Origin of the sequence: Thiobacillus denitrificans DSM 12475 (genome assembly GCF_000376425.1) — a bacterium.
In the GTDB taxonomy this organism is placed as follows: Bacteria; Pseudomonadota; Gammaproteobacteria; order Burkholderiales; family Thiobacillaceae; genus Thiobacillus; species Thiobacillus denitrificans.
Genome location: NZ_AQWL01000030.1, coordinates 1 through 1,950 on the forward strand (window position 1 = coordinate 1; position 1,950 = coordinate 1,950).

General features: G+C 55.9%; 2 protein-coding genes. Both read right to left on the reverse strand.

Annotation, left to right across the window (positions count from 1 at the left end; translation table 11 throughout):
- Positions 1-251: 251 nt before the first annotated feature.
- Positions 252-746: a hypothetical protein gene (locus B059_RS0118305; RefSeq protein WP_018079672.1), complete on the reverse strand. Its 495-nt coding sequence runs from the start codon at positions 744-746 to the stop codon at positions 252-254.
- Between the two features lie 375 nt (positions 747-1,121).
- Positions 1,122-1,658 carry a hypothetical protein gene (locus B059_RS21065; protein WP_169333093.1) on the reverse strand — a complete coding sequence of 179 codons (537 nt, stop codon included), beginning with the start codon at positions 1,656-1,658 and terminating at the stop codon, positions 1,122-1,124.
- Positions 1,659-1,950 lie beyond the last annotated feature (292 nt).

Genomic DNA, 1,950 nt, shown 5'->3' on the forward strand with positions numbered 1-1,950 from the left:
CATCAGCTGCTGCCGGGCCGCTTACAGCCTACCTCTTAACGAAAACCACCCCGGCTACTTTCCATAATCAACGACTTTGCATAATCGGCCTAAGCTGCCGGTCCGGCTGACCGTTCCATATGTCAGGTCTTCGGCCCTAAGCAGTCAGCGCCGTTCAACGTGTGATATGTGGGGCAGCCAAGAGCTATCGCTCTTGGCTGCCTCTCTCGATGGAAGGGTTGGCCGTCGCTGTGCGAGGTGGCAAGTGAAGACTAAGCATTGCCCTTCAGCACGGGGAACGCGAGTATGGGCTTGTTTCGGTATGACGTTCGCGCCCGAATGACGGGCTTACCTTCCGTGGCGAGGCCCTCCAAACGGCGCATTTCAAGCCGAGCACTCCACATCTCACCAGGGCCGAGAAGGGCCGGCAAGGGATTGCTGCCTGAGTGCACCATGAATGCGATGCTGGAGCAGCTCATTTGGTTGCCGCTAGCGTTCGGTTCGTGGGCAGCCTCTACGTCTATTAGCGTGGTTGGCTGATCCCCGGTGTTGAGAATCTCGATATGACAGTACTCCGCAAGAGTCGAGACCAGTGCGCCTCCTTCGAGCGACGTACTCTCAATTACGCGACCGTCTGCGTAGGAGATGTTGCACTTCGTGTTGATGCGCAGGCGCGGGCCACTGCGCACCCATTTGATGATGTCCCAGGCAAAGACTGCAGTAGCGACTGCGGCGGCATACCAAGCAGCGATGTCGGTGATGGTCATGTGTGACGGCTAACGTTAAAGCTCTGTGGCCGCCGTAGACGGTCCGCTGGAGCGACCAGTTAGAGCCTTGTCCATCAGGCGGTCCAAGTTTCATCTGCCACGATTTTTCCTGAGGCATTGATCTGCTTGAGTGAAAGAGTTCGCCGAAAGCCTTTAACAGAGGTGTGATCTGTAGCTTTCACTTTGCCCACGACCGCTCCGTTCGCGTCAATGACGGAGCAATCATAGACGTCTGTCTCTTGCATAAATCCCTCGCAGCGAGAGTCGTCCACCCACAACGATTCCCCCGAATTAAGAACTACTTTGTCGCGCCAATCTGGCATTTTCTTACCTCGTATGACTAGGGGATTCGGCCTCAATAAGGCCGCGTCACTTCTATCTCCGCGCCTGCAGAATGACTTGGCGGTGCTGCATGTTCTTAGAGGCCACATCCAAGTACTTTCGATCTAGCTCCTCCCGAATGACCTGGAGGAGATTGAAGTTTTCCGCCAGTCGTGTTCTGACCCGCTCAACTTCCTCGACCGGAGCATCCGACAAGGACTTCGCTCCTCCGCTAAATAGCTGCGCATCCTCCACGAAGAAGCGCGCTTTCTTGATGAGGTTCTCGGTTGACTCCCGGAGTTGCCGCAATCCTGAGTGATCGCTTGAGCCAGAAAAGACCTCGGCAGATCGGTACTCAAGAAGCAACTCCTGACCTCTCGACGACACCCCCAATACGACTGCCTGTATTGATGCGGCTGCGGTAGACACCTCACGAAGGAGTACCCTGCGCTCAGCCTCTTCCGCTTGGCGGGTCGCATCGCGCGCAGTTGCCGCGGATCGAAACGCAGCTACCGCAGCAAATGCTCCACCGATGGCGCTTATAACCGCGGCGACGGCGGTGGCAATTTCATAGGGAGATGGGCTAGACACGGGGTGTGGTGTGACGCCTATACGCATGTGTTTCAGGCGACGAAATCGGTGACAAGTCCATTTGGCGAACTCTAGCAGGAATTACCGGAGGCTGGGCAGAGCCCGTCCTTCGGTTGCGACCCCGCCATATCGAATGACCGATTCAGGATGGCAAACTGAAATTCTGCATCACGGTTACTTGAACGGCCGTTCAGAAGTGGCGGATTCAACCGGTGGATGCAACACACTAGAGACTGCGTAAGCAGAAGGAGTGTTGCAGATGAAACGAAGACCTCGGATCTATTACACGGAA

Bases quoted from the DNA above. Each gene is read 5' to 3' on its own strand.
- B059_RS0118305 (WP_018079672.1), bottom strand. From the start codon at position 746: ATGACCATCACCGACATCGCTGCTTGGTATGCCGCCGCAGTCGCTACT.